Origin of the sequence: Ancylomarina subtilis, from assembly GCF_004217115.1 — a bacterium.
Lineage (GTDB): Bacteria > Bacteroidota > Bacteroidia > Bacteroidales > Marinifilaceae > Ancylomarina > Ancylomarina subtilis.
Map to the genome: position 1 here is coordinate 2439706 of NZ_SHKN01000001.1, position 16448 is coordinate 2456153.

Sequence of the window (16448 nt, forward strand, 5' to 3'; positions counted from 1 at the left end):
TCTATCGGATTAGGAAACAGCTTCTTCTGCAAGGGCTTCCTCTTTCACATCTTCGATCACAGGCTCAGGCTTCTTTTTAATAACAATAGGAGCCTTAGGCTTGCGAACAAGTTTAATAATATGGGTAAACATATAATCTTCGCTCTTCTGCTTATCAGCTTTCATGATTAACTTACCCGTTTTCGAGATATCAGATAATAAGTTCCAAAGCTTATCAAACTCAATATGATTATTCAAAACCAACTCTTTTTTCTCTCTGATTTTCTCCTCCTGATGAAGATTTAAATCATAGGCTTGTCTGGTCATATCAGCTAGTTCAGTCCCCAGCTTTTCCTTATAACCTTTGGCTTTTAAAGCCTGCAGATTATTGGCTATATTCTGCTCAACAACTTTAACTTTCGAGCAATAGCCTTCAATATTTCTTCTTTTGATTTCTTTTTTAGCTTGTTTTACGCCAATGTCAGAAGCTTTTATATTTAAAGCCTTATTAGCGCGTTGCGCATATGCAGCAATCAAATCGAGTTTGGGAATTATACCATCAACACACTCGTACAGATCTGCTGTGGTTTTCTTAATTTCGGCACTTAAGCTAGGCGCTTGAGTCAGTTCGTTCACTTTTTTAATCTGATTGCCTACTTCGCTTAGGAATTCATCGTTGTACTCAGCTGAAAAATCTTCGAAGGCACTACGATCTCTTGTAAACATTTGCAATAGAATCTCTCCCACTACCGGAAGTTCTTCCTGTCTAAATTTATAAAAAGTACTCATCTTTTAATGATTAGTTTGATTTATACTATGATGATGAAAATAATTCCAATCGAAATCCTAGTCTCCAATCTCCCCTACCAACATGTTACTTTATCGTCCTTTTCCTTATAAAGGTGCTATATATCAATAATTTTAAACCTTATTTACATTCCCTTTGTCTACTTCAACATTCCCCCGGAGGTTTACAGCATTCCCCCGATGGTTTTCCATATTCCCCTAATCGTTTTCTGCATTCCCTTAATGCTTTCTTACTTTACCCTGATGGTTTTCAGGATTCCCTTAAACAACTTCAGCTTTCCCCCTTTCAACTACTCTCCTGTTTTAGCCAACTTCCGAAAGTTTAAAATAAAAATAAAGAAACGAAAGCGAAATAAAACTCTCGTTTCTTCTTAAGCAACTAACATGTTTAACTAAAATCACTCTCTAATTTAGCAAAATATCATTTAATATGTCAACTTTTATTTTATTTTTTTCAAAACAAGCCACATAAACACAACTCAATACCATCAACTTATGCTAAAACAAAGCCCAAGCTACTAGAGCAAAGAAATTTCTAAACTCGTTTCTGAATAAGGTAAACACTGCGAAACAGAAACCCTCATCGATACAAAAATAAGATAACAGGAAGTGACAGCCTTAGTTCTCTTTGGGAGTAAAAACGAAGCTCGCACAAATAGGATAATGATCGGAGTAACGCTTGCGAATACGATCATATTTAGTACAAGTGATGCCTTGAGAATAGAGAAGATAATCGATGCGGAATGACGGGAAATCACCCGAATAGGTTGTGCTGATTCCTACCCCTTGTTCCACAAAAGCATCTTTCATATCCTTTGACAATTGATGATAGGTATACGAATTGGGTGTATCATTAAAATCGCCACAAACCAGAGTTTCGTGAGGCGATTGTTTAACATGCTCCTTAATCTGGAGTGCCTGTGCAGCTCTACGAGAAAAAGCCTGACTCAGACGCAATGAAATATCTTTAATATCATCCAGCTCTTCTTCATTGCCCTGATATTCGCCTTTCTTCATAAACTTATAATTCTTACCTATAAATCGATTCGATTCCAGATGCAGGTTATAAATTCGAATCGCTTTGCCTTCTACACGTATATCGGCAAAAATAGCCTTACACAAGTTTTCGTTCCCAAATGAAAGGCTTGCCTTTTTAATCATTTTATATTTTGAAAAAATGGCAACCCCATTCTTTCTATTACTGTAATGCACATATGGCATCCCCAACTCCTTCATTAAACTCTGAAGAGATAAAAATCCAGTTGGGGTACTGCGGTATTCCTGCAAACAAACCACATCAGGCTCCTGCGAATTAATCAATTTAATGATGTTATTGGGTGTATTGGGATCTTTTGTCCACTTGTAGCGATCAAACGAGCGTACATTATAAGATAAAACATTTAAGGGCTGTAAATCGGCTGATATGCTCTTATCTCCACGACTCAATTGAAAGAAATCACCAATACTATTGTAACCAATAAGAATCACAATAAGGGGTAGCAAGAAACTCCACTTTCGACGAAACATCCAGTACAGAACAAACAGAAGATTGACGAACAAAAGATAGGGAAAAGCCAGACCAAAAAAGGCCGGAAATCCAAGTGTTTGGGGATTGATGAAAGCAGCAGAATAGGAAATCAGTAAAGCCCCTGAAAAAATCAGGCTAAACACGACCAGGCCTTTATGCAGTAGATTCTTCAAATCTTAACTTTTGTGTGTATTCGGTATAAATACGTTTAACTCTATATACTAAAATCAGTCCTTACTCGACTTAAACAGAATTTCTTTTTCCTCCTTAGATAAACTATCGTATCCCGACTTGGAAATTTTTTCAAGAATCTTATTCAAATTCTCTTGATTTTCTTTCTTGGCTTTATTATAGGCTCTATCATCTGACGTACGGGGACGCTTATGTGTCACCTTCATCTTCTTTCTCGATTTAAACCAAGAAAAAACGGTATCCATCATCTGATTAAAACCCGAAGATATATCCTTTCCCTTACGCAGTTGGGTGATAAACAACCAACCATAAAAAGCACCACCTAAATGAGCCAAATGCCCACCAGCATTACCATTGGGTAATTGAATAATATCGGTAAGCACAAAGAAAAGAGCGATATACTTGATCTTAACCGGACCAATGAAAACTAAATTTACAACATAATTTGGGGAATAACTAACCGTTGCAAACACAATGGCCATGACCGATGCTGAGGCCCCTAAAGCCACTGCAAAAGGCAATGCATTTTCGAAAACCGGAAAAAGATTGTATGCAAAAACAAAAACTGCCGCACCGGTTAAACCTCCAATTAAATAAATACTTAACAGTTTTTTCTGATCTAAGAAACTCAGGAATATTCTTCCAAACCAATACAGCCAAAGCATATTGAACAGGATATGAAAAAAACCTTCGTGCAAAAACATATAAGAGAACACCGACCAGGGGCGATACAATAATTCCGAAGTATCCGCAGGTAGGGTCAACCAATTCAATACAAAATTCCCCTCAGTTGGGGCCAGACCAAAAAGAAAAGCAAGAACAGCAGCTATCTTTACCAGTAAAAACACTGCCAGATTGATATAAATCAACTTACTCAGGTTACTACCCTCTTTAAAAGAATGCTTAATACCTTCCCAAATACTTTGATGAGAATAGGATTGATATGGATTATTAAAATTCATGATTTTTCAGATATCGAATGAGTCTATAAAAATCAAATAAAGCAATTTACAGACTTTTTAAATTGAACGTTAGTTATCATTTATTAGTATAGCTGACAACTAATAAAATCGATTGGAATGCTTGTTCCAGTATTTTATCAGGATAAAACCAAAGAGCATACCGCCCAAGTGTGCAAAGTGAGCCACATTGTCGCCAGCACTCTGTTGGAATCCCATGTAAAGTTCAATAACTCCATAACCAATCACGAAATATTTTGCTTTGATTGGAATAGGTGGGAACAATAGCATCAACTCTGTATTGGGGAAAAGCATACCAAAAGCCAGAAGAATACCAAATACGGCTCCCGAAGCTCCAACTGTAGTCACATTGATACTCTCGGTTATCGCACGATGAGCAATCTCAATACCTTGATTGGCATAAGCCAGACTATCCGGGTTATCAGCCCATTTATCAGCAAACTCGTATACCCAGGCGGCTGGTTTTCCCAATGCATCTTTAATAATGGATGAGAATAACTCGGGCGTTGGTGTGTTTGAAAAAGCTGTGAAAGCCTTCATCAGTGATGAATAATCCAACCACAACACAAAGGTGTGCAAGGCTGCTGCTCCAAGTCCGGTAAGCATGTAATAAATTAAAAACCGTTTAGGTCCCCAAACAGACTCCAATACCCTTCCAAACATGAAAAGGGCAAACATATTAAAAAACAAGTGAGTAATATTGGCATGCATAAACATATGCGTGACAAACTGAAAGGGCATAAAATACTCCGATTTGAAGAAGTGAAGGCCTAATATTTTAGATAAATCAACCCCTGTTTGTCCTAAAACCCATGTCCCCAAAAGCATGAGCGCATTTATTATCAGCAGGTTTTTAACCACTGGTGGTAGATTTAACATTGTTGATCTAAAATTACTCATATCCAATATGTTTTTTTAATGAAGCTTCAATTCCTGTATTTAAGCAAATTAGCCCTTAAGCTAAAACTTATTTCTGAAACAGATCTTTAGTCTTACAAGAGCCGTACCAAGAAATAAACAAACCGAATTGAAGCCAAGTTGTCAGTATTTATCTGAAACGTTTGTCAAGTTCCTGAGTTTCCAAAACCGAAACGATGGTTTTACCATCAGGTGTGTAATTGGGTGTTTCGCAAGCAAAAAGCTGATCGATAATGGCACTCATCTCCGCAGACGTCAGCGATTTGCCATAATTGACAGCTGAAGCCTTGGCCAAAGCTTTAGCCAGATTCTCTCTCACCTTCACCTTTACATCCAATTGGTTCACCTTGTAGTTTTCCAAAAGGTTCTCTAGCAGTTCTTTCGGATCGCCATTCTGAATATCGGCAGGTGTTCCATTAATCACAAAAGTCTTCTTACCAAACTCTCTGATATCAAAGCCCAAGGCTCTAACATCCTCTATAATCACCTGCAAAAGCGTGTAATCAGAAGCATTTAATTCCACCGTTTGAGGGAAAAGGGTTTGCTGTGCCACTCCCTGATTATTTTCAACTGAACTTCTGAACTTCTCAAAAAGAATACGTTCATGTGCCTTTCGCTGATCGATAATCATTAAACCAGAACGAACAGGTGTTAAAATATATTTGTTCTTCAACTGGAAGAAACCTTGTGCCTTAACACTGTCTTCCCGCTGAAAAATCTTTTGCTGCATTTGGTTCTGAGGAGATTCCTGTTGCTTAAAATAATCAGGCACAGGTGGTCGCTTCACCTCAGTTTGTCCCCCAATGGGATAATCGGGAATCAAGTCAGGTTCTCTATCCTGATAAAGTTTATCCCAATCTTTGGGCACTTCTTTCTTCTGACTTGCCCCAGTTGAAGAACTTGGTTTCGATTTAAACTCCTGGTAAAACTGATTATTCTCGATAGAATTCCGTTCTTGCTCAAAAGGATTAAAGCTTTTTTCTGCCTCAAATGGATTAAATGATGTATCGGCCTCAAAAGGGTTGAATTCATGATTCACCTTAATCATTGGCATCTCCACCTCAGTTGAATCCTGATTAGCTACCGGTATTTCAAGACTTCTATCTTCATCAAAGTCGATGGAAGGCACAATGTTGAATTTCCCCAATGCCTCACGGATTGAAGCCTGAATAATCTGAAAGATTGCCTGTTCATCCTCAAACTTAATTTCAGTTTTTGTTGGATGAATATTAATATCAATAATCTTGGGGTCAACCTCAAAAAAAATGAAATAAGGCGGTACCGTATCGGGTGGTAAAATTTTATCGTAAGCCAGCAAAACAGCCTTATGAAAATAAGGATGACGCATATAACGGTTGTTCACAAAAAAGAACTGCTCATCCGTCTTCTTCTTGGCATTTTTGGGTTTTCCAATAAAACCGGAAAGTTTCACAATACTCGTATTGGTATCAATTCCAATCAATCGGGTATTGATACTGCGACCAAACACATTAACAATACGCTGACGGGTGTTGCTTGGAACCAAATTATAAACTTCGGTATCGTTGTGAATCAACTTAAATTCAATATCCGGATTGGCTAAAGTGATTCGATGAAATTCGGTGATAATGTTCCGAAGTTCTGTCGAATTTGCCTTAAGGAATTTTCGACGAGCGGGTACATTAAAAAAGAGATTCTTCACAATAAAATTACTCCCCGATGGACAAGCAATTGAATCCTGAGAAACCAATTCAGATCCATCAATAACGAGATGGGTGCCCAATTCGTCTTCGACACGTTTGGTTTTAAGCTCAACATTGGCAATGGCTGCAATAGATGCTAAAGCCTCGCCACGGAATCCCATGGTACGAATGGCAAAAAGGTCATTGGCTGCCTTAATTTTTGATGTGGCATGGCGTTCGAAAGCCAATCGGGCATCAGTGGCAGACATCCCGCAACCATTATCAATAATCTGGATTAGGGTTTTTCCCGCATCCTTCAAGTTAATTTTTATCGAAGTACTTCCTGCATCAATTGCATTCTCAACCAATTCTTTTACCACAGAAGCTGGTCGCTGGACCACTTCACCTGCAGCAATTTGATTGGCAACAGAATCTGGAAGTATTTGTATTATATCGGACATATAGAATTAAATGTGAGATAAGTATTCCTAGTTCCTTACAATAATAAAGGAAAAACAAAACGAAGCTTTAAAAATAAAGTTTCGTTTCAAGATAGTTCCCTAAAATTTTATTGGCAAACTATCCCAACCAAAGAAATAAACATAGGCTACAAACAGAAGAACAATCAGAATTATAAAGAGACGAATATTGGATTTTTTATTCGATCGTCTGACATCGGCGTTTCTGTGGCGTAATGATCGTTTCAACTGTCCCTTTATATTTGGAATGTACTGACCATTATCATCTTGTATCCCCAACTCAGCCTTAATCCGGTTCTCTCGCTCTTCACGCTCCTCTTTTGCTGGATCCCAATAGCGAGGTTGAATATTGAACCTCTTATGCTCTGGCTTTTTAAAAAAACCTGGTAACGCCATAATTCCTTGTGTTAATGCTTTTTATATTTTCTTCGATTGTTAGGCAAATATAGAGATAAATACTGAATTTTGCTCTAGAAATACAATTCAGACATGAAGGTATTTATGATATATTAACAAAGTTCTTACAAGTCAATTCATAATTTCTTTGTCGTTTGAATCAAGCCTTTACAATTACTATTTTGTAGTCTATTGCAACTTTGCTCCGCAGTATCGGCAATATTGATCATCTATATCATGTCCTTCAGACAAGCAGTTTTCACAAACCTGTCCTGAAGGTTTACCCTTTGAAGGCCTGGATAATTCTGCAGTAACAATTCCGGTAGGCACTGCGATAATAGCATAACCGATTATCATTACAAAAGAGGCTATAAACTGGCCCAAAGCAGTCACCGGAGAAATATCGCCATAACCAACTGTGGTGAGCGTTACAATAGCCCAATAAATCCCTCGTGGTATACTGGTAAAACCATTCTCAGCCCCTTCAATCAAATACATTAAGGTTCCAATGATTATAACCATTGTCAATACTGCGAAAAGAAAAACAGAAATTTTTATCCGACTTCGTTTCAACGCTTTGATAATAATGGCGCCTTCGTTCATATAACGGTTCAATTTCAGTATCCGGAAGATCCGTAATAATCTCAGAGCTCTGATGACTATAAAGCCATGAGTTCCGACAAAGAATAAACCCAAATAACTGGGCAGAATCGATAAAAAATCAATAATCCCGTAGAAACTAAAAATGTACCTCTTCGGTTTTGATACAATCCATATCCTTAAACAATATTCCAAACTGAAAATCAGCGTAATACTCCACTCCATCAAGTTCAATAAAAATCGATGTTGTTTCTCAATAGAGGGAACACTCTCAAGCATAACCAGAAGTATACTCAGAACAATAACAATCAGCAAAAGCACATCAAATAATTTACCCACTTTTGTATCAGATTCAAATATAATTTCGTAGAGTTTTGATTTAATTCCCATATAGTGTAACGCCTTTGTTCAAGTAGAATTGTGAAACTGATTCGAAGTTAATTAATTCCTGTGATCTACGCTAAGTCATTATCCAAAATGCCGTTTACAAAATATGATTTTACTTTTCTTATTGTAAGTTGGCATTTGTTATTGTAGTTTTGAGAAAAATTGAACCTTATGATTCTTGAAGATATAAAAAGTAGTTTTAACGATGCTCACCAGGTACTGGAGGCATTTATCAACAAAGAAGAGAATTTTAAAGCCATAGAAAAAGCGGGGACAATCATGTCTGATGCGATTAAAAATGGTGGGAAAATTATTTCATGTGGTAACGGAGGATCCATGTGCGATGCCATGCATTTTGCAGAAGAACTTACCGGGCGTTTTAGAAACGATCGTGTTTCGATGCCTGCTGTTGCTATTTCTGATCCAAGCCATATCACCTGTGTGGGCAACGATTATGGTTTCGATTACATCTTCTCTCGCTATGTTGAAGGCATGGGACAAAAAGGGGATGTGTTTTTAGGAATCAGTACATCCGGAAATTCAAAAAATATTATCAACGCCATTAAATCGGCTAAAGAAAAAGGGATGACTGTAGTTGGCCTGACTGGAAAAACAGGAGGTGAAATGGCAGAGCTTTGTGATGTTGAAATCAGAGTACCCTGGACAGGTTATTCCGATCGGGTTCAGGAAATTCACATCAAAGTGATTCATTGCTTGATTCAATATATCGAATCTCAGTTTTAGATTCAGAGAAACTTTAAAGCATTAAAAAAAATCCAAACTTTGTAAGTTTGGATTTTTCATTTAATGTATTGGCTTATTTCTGATCGCTTTTACTCGATCTGCAAAGCCGGCATCTTCTTCAAGTAGCATCAACCTTGTAACCCCACTGCCACATTTAGCACATTTCCCTTTCATTAAGACCTCATCAGCATCAGTCAGAACCGGGATGACATTCACAACACCATCGGGACAAATATTGCTACAGCTTGGACAGAATACCGTGTGATTTAACAAATAATTAAAAGCTTCTTTTTGTTCTTCATTCAATAAATTTTCGAATTGCTGACTCGCTAATTCGATTTCTTCGTCTTGAGGCATTATTTCTTTTTATTCTTAAATTACTACACTTATCACCTGCCATATGGGCTAATTATTCCCATATAACAATTCAAACTCTCTGTCTTTGGCCTGCTGCCACCAATTTTCAGGAATCACTTTCCAATTATTATTGCAGCTCACGTCCACCACTTTTTTTTCTTCAATCCATTTCATTAAATAGAAACGTAAATCTTTTGTTGTCGAATTAATTAATCGCTTTGATAATTCGTCTTTCGAAAGACCAGCTCCTTCAGTTAAATGACCTCCGCCGCCATTTCCTCGATATGAATTCAAAGCTACCTTATACGTTTTTTTCAAATCGAAGGCCTCTCCGTTCGTCATCTTATTAATCGTGATTCGATTCCCTTTATCAGCCTGCAAGTTAAGGGTGTAATCAACCCCTTCAGCCGAATCGTAATTAAAAAACATGGTGCTTAATCGATTCCGATTTTTCGTTGATTCAATAAACAACATCGGATCGCCTTTTTTATTCATCTGACGAAACCACTTATCGTAACTGAATTCCAAATAATCCTTGATTTCCTGTCCCGTCAAATTCATGGTATAAAGCAGATTCTCGAACCGATACAACTTAAATAAATCTCGCATTTCTAACATCCCCGAATCAATTTGTGCATTAAAAGATAAAGGCGCAGTAAATGATACATCGGCCCCCGTCAAATCAAGTTGAATCGTATGAATCAGATCAACAAATGGAGAATCCCCAAACATGGCATCACTGGTTTTAATGCTTCTTGTAAAGCGTCCCACCGGGCGTGAAACGTAATCATTAACCTCTTCAAAGGCTGACTGAAAATGTGATTCAAAAGCTTTTGATACAGGTAATGTTTTAACATCGAGCAGTTGAGAATCAAACTTTTTACTATATGTTTTCTTATCTGTATTCAACTGAAAATCGACAGTTACATCGGCTAAAAATTGTGCCTTTGATTTTGGATTAACGATCAAAACCTTCTGGTCATCAACATTCTCGACCCACTTTATTGCTTCATGATGATCATGACCACAAACAATTACATCAAATCCAGGAATCGTTTTAGCAACTTGCCAAACCGCATTCTCTCTAATATCTGATTTTAATTCTCCTATTTCCCCCATTCCCGAATGAAACAAGCCAATAACCATATCTGGTTGTTCCTTTTCTTTGATAATTGCCATCCATTTTTTAGCAGAGATCTCTAAATCCTCAAACTGCATCCCTGACCAAATTTTCTCTGGCAGCCATTTAGGTATGGCTGGTGTTATAAAACCGATAACAGCAATTTTCACCCCCTCTTTATCAATTATTGTATAGGGTTGAAAATAGGGTTTCCCATCCGATGTTTTTACGGCATTGGCAGCCATCCAGGGAAAAGCAAACTCCTTTACCAAACGATCGTACACTTCATGCCCAGGTTCGATATCATGATTTCCTACAGCCCCGGCATCATAGCCCATAAAATTCATCACTTCAGCACATATATGTGTCTGTTTAGTCTTTTCAAAATTCGAATAGTAGACCATAGGATCTCCCTGAAGAATATCACCATTATCCAATAACAAAACATGTTGATCTGACTTGTTGCGTTCCTGAGCAATATAAGAATAAGCCTGAGCAAGCGAACTTTTAGCCTCCTTATCGTTTACCAAATCGTAGGGAAACAAAGCGCCGTGCACATCTGTTGTTGCTAATATTTTAAGGGTCAGATTCTCTTTCCGATCTGCTTGACAAGCAGAAAAGAACACAAGAATAAGCAGTATATAAAAAGAAGTAGACTTCATATCTAAGAATTTGTGATCAAAAAGTTAACATTTGATTTAAATCAAAATGTCAGAATTTTAAAATGAATCTTCAAAAATAGAAAAAGGTTTCGGAATACCGAAACCTTTAGTCAACTGCTATAATTCAAGCTCTTATTTAAAAACATTTAGACATTCTCGCTTTGCCGTTTTTTTGCATCCTATGCGGTCTTGACAAAAACAAAACCAATTGGTCCTTATCTAAAATATTCCTAATCTCCTTCTGATTTTTAACCCGTTCTTTAGCCAATTGATTTTGAATGGATGAAATTCGATCTAAATTACCTAAAATATCATTCTTATTAGGCTTCTCATCATTCAACAAATGTTTTTGCTTCAAACGAAGTTCCTGCATTTCTTCCCTTAGGTTTTGAGTTGCATTTTGATGTGCCATCCTCAGCTCCTGCATTTGCTCTTCTTGCTTTTCAGACAAACCTAAACCATTGGTACACCCCTTACCTTTTCGAAATATTTGATCAGCTCTTTTTCCTCTATGCATCCGATCTCTTCCTGGCTTCATGTTCTGATTTCTCATCATTGGGTGATCTCCCCTCCGGTTGTTAAAATTACATTGTTCATCACACCAAAGCCCCTTGGTTGCTAATCGTCTATTGATCTGCTCTTCCATTAACTGCTTTTCCAAAGCCGTCATTTTATCAATATTTACAAAAATTTTCCTTTCATCCAAATTCTCCGCAGACATCAATGTTCTTTGGTATGCTCTGAGTTCATTCAGTTCATTCTTTACATCAAGGGTTGCTTTTGCAAATTCAATGCGGGCAGATCTAAGTTCCTGCTTTTGCTGATCGGTCAGTTGAATACACGCTTTCTGCATTCTGTCCGCTCTATTTCTTTTTTGTGCCTGACTCATGCCGCTAAAAAGCATTAAAGCCACAACGATACAAGTTGTTATTTTAGTTTTCATATCACTATAATTTTATAAAGTTGTTCTTCTCAAAACAAGAGAGCCAACTATCATGAAACATGGAATAAATTCTTTGTGATTGATAGGGATTTAATTAAAATGGATCCACTCCCCAGATATCTCACTTTCGGAATTTAGACTTTAAGCCTTTAAGAAGGTTTAATTTCAAATCAAAAAAAAAGATCTACCCGATGGGCAGATCTTTTAAAACATTAGATCACTAAAACTTGTTAATCTTTCATATTGATCACATAATCAATCGTGTTATCTAACTTCCTGATGATAGGATAAAAACCTGCATCATCAATTAAATCACGAGCGATATAAGCTTTGGTCTGAGTCTCAATAATCTCTAAAGAACTATTCAAACCTTTTGGGTCTGGTTTAACCCCTGCCTCCTGACAATATTTAGTCAGTTCTTTTATCAAAGGTTTATTCTTTAAATAGGCTAAAATCTCTTCAAGCTTCGTAAAGTCTTTCATTTCTGATCGATGCACATCCACATAATGGAATGCAAATCGATAAATCAGTCCCTTCCGGTTTAATTCACGAAAATAGTTGGAGTACCCTGTGGTGTCAACGGGAATAAAGATATCCGGCATAATACCTCCCCCACCATACACAATATTTCCAGCCGGGGTTTTAAACTTTAATGAATCTGCAAAATGAATGGAATCTCTCTTTTCGAACTCTCCATGCACAAATCGTTTTGTGATATCATTATTGTATGCCTCTTTGCCATTTGTATAAGGCTTTTGAATACAACGACCTGTTGGTGTGTAATATCGGGCTACAGTCAATCTCATGGCAGAGCCATCCGGCAACATACGCTGCTCCTGGACCAAACCTTTTCCAAAAGATCGACGTCCAATAATTTTACCTCGGTCGTTATCCTGTATTGCGCCGGCAAAAATCTCACTGGCTGAGGCTGAAAATTCATCGATAAGTATAACAATCGGTAAATCCTGACAATGGCCTCTACCTGTTGAAACATAGTCCGTTTTGGCTTGAGATTTCCCCTCGGTATACACAATCATTTTACCTTCCGGCAAAAATTCATTAATCATATTGGTTGCGGCAGACAAATATCCCCCTGTATTCCCTCTAAGATCAACAACTAATTTCTTAAGTCCTTCACCTTTCAGTTTCTCTAATCCTTTTGAAAATTCATGAAAGGTTGTTGCTCCAAAACGACTCACTTTAATATAGCCCAATTCATCATTAATCATATAGGCCACATCTACGCTGGCAACAGGAATAGAACCTCGAATAATATCCAGTTCGATTAAATCTTTCACACCATGACGAGCAATACTAACTTTTACCCCTGTCCCTTTAGGACCTTTTAGCTTGTCCATTATGATATCATTATCAATATCCGGCCCTACAATTGAAACACTGTCGACCTTCACAATTCTGTCTCCAGCTAAGATTCCACCATACTCTGAAGGGCCGCCTTCAACAACTCTAACAACTGCAACGGTGTCACGATAACGAATAAATTGAACCCCAATGCCTCCAAAATTTCCTTTTAAATCTTCGTTGAAACGCTGTAAATCTTCAGCAGGAATATACACCGTATGCGGATCCAAATCTTTAAGAATGGCTGGAATAGCTTGTTCTACCAATCGCTGTGCAGAAACTGTATCTACATAGTCCTCAACAATCATATCCAGAACAGCATCCAATTTATGGCTAGCCGTAGATACTGGCGATTTAAAAACACCTGATGTTGAATGGGGTTGAAGAAAAGAATTAATAAACATCCCTAAAATAATAGCCAACGCTAATAAAATAGGGAGAAACATCTTCATTTTATTATTCATCCTTTATGGTTTTATAAGTTCTTACTATCTATAAATTTAACCTCAATACCTGCTCGTATCAACAAATCTTTACCATCGTTACAATGATAAGCTTCAGAATAAACAACCCGATTGATACCAGCCTGAATAATCAACTTTGCGCACTCGATACAAGGTGTTGCCGTTACATATAAGGTAGCCCCATCACTACTATTGCTTGATTTTGCAACCTTGGTGATGGCATTGGCTTCAGCATGTAGAACATAGGGTTTTGTTATATTCATTTCGTCTTCGCAGATATTCTCAAAACCTGAAGGTGTTCCATTATAACCGTCAGAAATTATCATCTTGTCCTTCACTATCAAAGCGCCCACTTGCCGGCGTTTGCAATAGGAATTTTCAGCCCAAACAATAGCCATTCTCAAATATCTACAATCAAGCTTTTCTTGCTTTTCTACAAGTTCTGTACTTAAAATTTCCTGCATGTTCTGGTTTTATTTAGTAGGTATTAAACAAAAATAGAAAAAATTTAAGCTTACTGAATTTATTAAGCATCAAGTTTCCTTATTTATTTTGTATGCATGATCAATCACTTATAAATAGGTTCCATTAAATAAAATTAGAAACTATTAATCATTTTAAAATCATAAGTAAAATGAAAAAATACCCACCTTCAAAAAAGAATCACTGGCAAATCTATTTCTGATGATTTTAATTATATTAGCCAATCAAAGATCCCTAAAAGAACCAAGCCATTTAGAATGAGAAAATACACCACTTCATTCTCATAAACACTGGTCATAAAGGGATTGCGAATCAACAACCCTTATATAGGAATCATAAAAACTGCTAAATACATGCCCCTAAATACACAGATATCCTATGCCTCAAAACTCTATATTTTTCTACTGTCTCTTGTTCTATTGGGTTCCGAGACGTTTGCTTCTCAAACACAACCACAAACATCAATAATTGTATCTACAACTGATTCGAAATTGTGTCTTGGTGAAACCTGTCTAATTTTACTAAACACAACAGAAACCGGTGTCGAATATCGATTAAAAGATACAACAACAGGCGATTTCGTTTCGAATACACTCACCGGAAATGGTTCCAAAGCTAACTTCAACCCCATTTCGCCATCTGAAACAAAAACTTACACCGTCATTGCAACCCATATTGCCAGCTCTGAATCGGTTGATTTAAATGCAAATATCAATATTCAAGTTGTCTCTCTACCTAATCCAAATTTAGACATAACGCCCACTCACAACTCACTTTGCGTTGGTGAGAATACCAGCATTCGTATTGACAATAGCGAAGCTGATGTTCTATATCAGATTGCTGGCGGAGCCAACACCAGTGAAAATGCATTCCAGGGAAATGGCTCTACGCTTGTAATAGAAGATTTTGAACCTTTCAGAAGTGCCACTTATCACGTTGGTGCAACACGAGAAGGCTGTATCACCCAGGTGGCATTAGACAAAGATTTTTTTCTGGATGTTCGACTTCCTCCTGAAACACAACTTCACATCTATTCAAACAAAAGGGAAATTTGTGAAGGAGAAGAGGTACAACTCTCTCTTTCACCATCAGATCCTGAAGCCAGTTACCAACTGATTGGTAACGAAACATTAATGGGAGAACAGATCGTAGGAAACGGTGGTTATATCGATTTTGCTCCGGTTAAACCCTCAGAAACGACGACTTACAGCGTTGATGCGAAAGGCCATTTTTGTATCGACCCTATTAAAGTGGATTTTACCTTTAAAGTAGATGTCCATCATCCAGCTAATACAAACAATAAATTATTAAGTAATAAAACGGAAGTTTGCCAGGGAGAATCCTTAATCATCAGTGTTGAGGATAGTCAGGAAGAAGTTATTTACCAACTTCATGATGGCACTCAGTTCTTCGATTCTCAGATCATAGGAAATGGTGGGAAAGCTAATTTTCCGGAAATCTACCCTCAAGAAAACACGAGCTACTCTGTTTATGCAAGAGAAATGATTTGTCCTGACAAACTGAAATTAAATGACCAGGTTCATCCCAATTTGATTAAAACCAACGACTTCCCCATTGAGAACTTTGCAACCCCCGGAGAGGTTTGTCTTGGCGAAATGATTGATATTGAACTACCTCTTACTGAAAATCAGGTCACCTATCATCTGTATGATAAGAATATCAGTGTGGCAAGTATGACAAGTGCAGGAGGTCCAATCATTTTTGAAGACGTGTTGGTAGATATTGATTCCAGATACAAAATCTTAATCGACAATTGTGTTGATGAAGTGATTGCAGCTGAGCCAAAACTAAAAGTACATTCGACCCCTCATGTTCATATCACAACAACTGATGAAGTCAACGGTTCTGATGGCAAAGTTGATGTTCTTGTTCATGGCGGTTTAGCGCCTTACACTTATATCTTTGAAAATTTCAAAACGATTGAAAGTGATGAACATCTTCTTACGCTTAACGAAATGAAAGCAGGGGAATACAGGCTAGCAGTTGTCGATGCAAATTCCTGCCCATCAACAGTAATTGGACAGGATTTTACAATCGGATTCAACAACTCGAAAGAGTACGCCGTAAATGGCATTCTAACACCCAATGGCGATGGGAGAAATGATACATGGACAATCAGCTACAAACCCAAATGGGATGCTCCAGAAGTTAATGTATTCAATATATATGGACAGAAAGTCTTTCATGCCCACAACTACAAAAACGATTGGAAAGGGACCTTCAATGGTTCAAAACTCCCCAACGGATCCTATTTTTATCTCATCAAATTCAATAGAGATAAAGTCGCTCCCATAAAAGGGATACTGTCCATTCTTGGAAATTAACACTCAATGAAACCAAAGATTTTGATTTAAACACAAGACTC

At 37.4% G+C, this 16448-nt stretch carries 14 protein-coding genes; 2 read left to right on the plus strand and 12 right to left on the minus strand.

All coding sequences use genetic code 11. The features are described from left to right. Window positions 1–9 precede the first annotated feature (9 nt). The 7 genes from EV201_RS10010 to EV201_RS10040 form a co-directional block, all read right to left on the minus strand. On the minus strand, window positions 10–768 hold the full coding sequence (locus EV201_RS10010) for a hypothetical protein (RefSeq protein WP_130307430.1): 759 nt from the start codon (window positions 766–768) through the stop codon (window positions 10–12). Window positions 769–1404: 636 nt separating this feature from the next. Further along, the gene (locus EV201_RS10015; RefSeq protein WP_130307431.1) at window positions 1405–2487 is read right to left on the minus strand and encodes an endonuclease/exonuclease/phosphatase family protein; all 1083 of its coding nucleotides are present in this window, start codon (window positions 2485–2487) and stop codon (window positions 1405–1407) included. Window positions 2488–2541: 54 nt separating this feature from the next. Then, window positions 2542–3468, minus strand: coding sequence for a rhomboid family protein (locus tag EV201_RS10020; RefSeq protein ID WP_130307432.1), 927 nt, complete (start codon window positions 3466–3468; stop codon window positions 2542–2544). 99 nt (window positions 3469–3567) lie between these two features. Further along, window positions 3568–4386: a rhomboid family intramembrane serine protease gene (locus tag EV201_RS10025; RefSeq protein WP_130307433.1), complete on the minus strand. Its 819-nt coding sequence runs from the start codon at window positions 4384–4386 to the stop codon at window positions 3568–3570. Window positions 4387–4534: 148 nt separating this feature from the next. After that, window positions 4535–6526 (minus strand): DNA mismatch repair endonuclease MutL, encoded by a 1992-nt coding sequence (mutL, locus tag EV201_RS10030; RefSeq protein WP_130307434.1) that lies wholly within the window; start codon window positions 6524–6526, stop codon window positions 4535–4537. Window positions 6527–6625: 99 nt separating this feature from the next. Continuing rightward, a complete protein-coding gene (locus EV201_RS10035) occupies window positions 6626–6940 on the minus strand; it encodes a hypothetical protein (RefSeq protein WP_130307435.1) in 315 nt (104 codons plus the stop codon). 189 nt (window positions 6941–7129) lie between these two features. Continuing rightward, the gene (locus tag EV201_RS10040) at window positions 7130–7930 is read right to left on the minus strand and encodes an ion transporter (protein ID WP_130307436.1); all 801 of its coding nucleotides are present in this window, start codon (window positions 7928–7930) and stop codon (window positions 7130–7132) included. A 168-nt stretch (window positions 7931–8098) separates the two neighbouring features. Here EV201_RS10040 and lpcA point away from each other — a divergent pair, with 168 nt between their 5' ends. Then, window positions 8099–8671 carry a D-sedoheptulose 7-phosphate isomerase gene (lpcA, locus tag EV201_RS10045; protein ID WP_130307437.1) on the plus strand — a complete coding sequence of 191 codons (573 nt, stop codon included), beginning with the start codon at window positions 8099–8101 and terminating at the stop codon, window positions 8669–8671. A 60-nt stretch (window positions 8672–8731) separates the two neighbouring features. Here the strand turns inward: lpcA and EV201_RS10050 are convergent, their stop codons facing one another. The 5 genes from EV201_RS10050 to EV201_RS10070 all read right to left on the minus strand — a co-directional run bounded on the left by EV201_RS10050 (window position 8732) and on the right by EV201_RS10070 (window position 14043). Further along, the gene (locus EV201_RS10050) at window positions 8732–9028 is read right to left on the minus strand and encodes a hypothetical protein (RefSeq protein ID WP_130307438.1); all 297 of its coding nucleotides are present in this window, start codon (window positions 9026–9028) and stop codon (window positions 8732–8734) included. Between the two features lie 48 nt (window positions 9029–9076). Next, window positions 9077–10810 (minus strand): bifunctional metallophosphatase/5'-nucleotidase, encoded by a 1734-nt coding sequence (locus EV201_RS10055; protein WP_130307439.1) that lies wholly within the window; start codon window positions 10808–10810, stop codon window positions 9077–9079. Window positions 10811–10946: 136 nt separating this feature from the next. Further along, window positions 10947–11753 carry a Spy/CpxP family protein refolding chaperone gene (locus tag EV201_RS10060; RefSeq protein ID WP_130307440.1) on the minus strand — a complete coding sequence of 269 codons (807 nt, stop codon included), beginning with the start codon at window positions 11751–11753 and terminating at the stop codon, window positions 10947–10949. Between the two features lie 230 nt (window positions 11754–11983). Continuing rightward, window positions 11984–13579 (minus strand): S41 family peptidase, encoded by a 1596-nt coding sequence (locus EV201_RS10065; protein WP_130307441.1) that lies wholly within the window; start codon window positions 13577–13579, stop codon window positions 11984–11986. A gap of 11 nt (window positions 13580–13590) precedes the next feature. Further along, window positions 13591–14043, minus strand: coding sequence for a deoxycytidylate deaminase (locus EV201_RS10070; RefSeq protein ID WP_130307442.1), 453 nt, complete (start codon window positions 14041–14043; stop codon window positions 13591–13593). 372 nt (window positions 14044–14415) lie between these two features. On the opposite strand from EV201_RS10070, the gene EV201_RS10075 reads away from it, so the two are divergent. Continuing rightward, complete coding sequence (locus EV201_RS10075) at window positions 14416–16407, plus strand: T9SS type B sorting domain-containing protein (protein ID WP_130307443.1); 1992 nt, start codon at window positions 14416–14418, stop codon at window positions 16405–16407. Window positions 16408–16448: the final 41 nt, after the last annotated feature.

Bases quoted from the DNA above. Each gene is read 5' to 3' on its own strand.
- EV201_RS10010 (WP_130307430.1), bottom strand. From the start codon at position 768: ATGAGTACTTTTTATAAATTTAGACAGGAAGAACTTCCGGTAGTGGGA.
- EV201_RS10020 (WP_130307432.1), bottom strand. From the start codon at position 3,468: ATGAATTTTAATAATCCATATCAATCCTATTCTCATCAAAGTATTTGG.
- EV201_RS10025 (WP_130307433.1), bottom strand. From the start codon at position 4,386: ATGAGTAATTTTAGATCAACAATGTTAAATCTACCACCAGTGGTTAAA.
- mutL (WP_130307434.1), bottom strand. From the start codon at position 6,526: ATGTCCGATATAATACAAATACTTCCAGATTCTGTTGCCAATCAAATT.
- EV201_RS10035 (WP_130307435.1), bottom strand. From the start codon at position 6,940: ATGGCGTTACCAGGTTTTTTTAAAAAGCCAGAGCATAAGAGGTTCAAT.
- EV201_RS10040 (WP_130307436.1), bottom strand. From the start codon at position 7,930: ATGGGAATTAAATCAAAACTCTACGAAATTATATTTGAATCTGATACA.
- lpcA (WP_130307437.1), top strand. From the start codon at position 8,099: ATGATTCTTGAAGATATAAAAAGTAGTTTTAACGATGCTCACCAGGTA.
- EV201_RS10050 (WP_130307438.1), bottom strand. From the start codon at position 9,028: ATGCCTCAAGACGAAGAAATCGAATTAGCGAGTCAGCAATTCGAAAAT.
- EV201_RS10055 (WP_130307439.1), bottom strand. From the start codon at position 10,810: ATGAAGTCTACTTCTTTTTATATACTGCTTATTCTTGTGTTCTTTTCT.
- EV201_RS10060 (WP_130307440.1), bottom strand. From the start codon at position 11,753: ATGAAAACTAAAATAACAACTTGTATCGTTGTGGCTTTAATGCTTTTT.
- EV201_RS10065 (WP_130307441.1), bottom strand. From the start codon at position 13,579: ATGAATAATAAAATGAAGATGTTTCTCCCTATTTTATTAGCGTTGGCT.
- EV201_RS10070 (WP_130307442.1), bottom strand. From the start codon at position 14,043: ATGCAGGAAATTTTAAGTACAGAACTTGTAGAAAAGCAAGAAAAGCTT.
- EV201_RS10075 (WP_130307443.1), top strand. From the start codon at position 14,416: ATGCCCCTAAATACACAGATATCCTATGCCTCAAAACTCTATATTTTT.